Raw genomic sequence first — 781 nt, forward strand, 5'->3', positions numbered from 1 at the left:
TAGTACACCCTTAGGGGCCTTAACCGGCGATCTGGGCTGTTTCCCTCTCGACTATGAAGCTTATCCCCCACAGTCTCACTGCTATAGAACACTTAACCGGCATTCGGAGTTTGGCTGATGTTGCTAAGATGATAGTCCCGCTCAACCAACCAGTAGCTCTACCTCCGGCAAACTACTATAACGCTGCACCTAAATGCATTTCGGGGAGAACCAGCTATCACGGAGTTTGATTGGCCTTTCACCCCTACCCACAACTCATCCCCTCAGTTTTCAACCTAAGTGGGTTCGCGCCTCCACAACCTCTTACAGCTGCTTCACACTGGCCATGGGTAGATCACCCCGCTTCGGGTCCAGGACATGCCACTTACAACACCCAATTAGGATTCGCTTTCGCTACGACTACCCCACACGGGTTAACCTCGCGACATGCCGCTGACTCGCAGGCTCATTCTTCAAAAGGCACGCCATCACACACACGAGGTGCTCTGACGGATTGTAAGCGCACGGTTTCAGGAACTCTTTCACTCCCCTCCCGGGGTACTTTTCACCATTCCCTCACGGTACTTATTCACTATCGGTCACACTTAGTATTTAGGCTTACCGGGTGGTCCCGGCAGATTCACAGCAGATTCCACGAGCCCACTGCTACTCGGGCAAACAATCACCACAACACGACACGCCTTCACGTACAGGGGCTCTCACCCTCTCCGGCACACCATCCCAGGTGACTTCCGCTAACACGCCGCATCATAGGGGTACATGGCAGCATACCCACAATCAT

At 53.4% G+C, this 781-nt stretch carries 1 rRNA gene; it reads right to left on the minus strand.

Annotated elements, in window-relative coordinates:
* Positions 1–781 (minus strand): 23S ribosomal RNA (locus ACXIUA_RS10920); the annotation flags it as partial.

It is taken from the genome of Corynebacterium sp. UMB8791, from assembly GCF_054166365.1.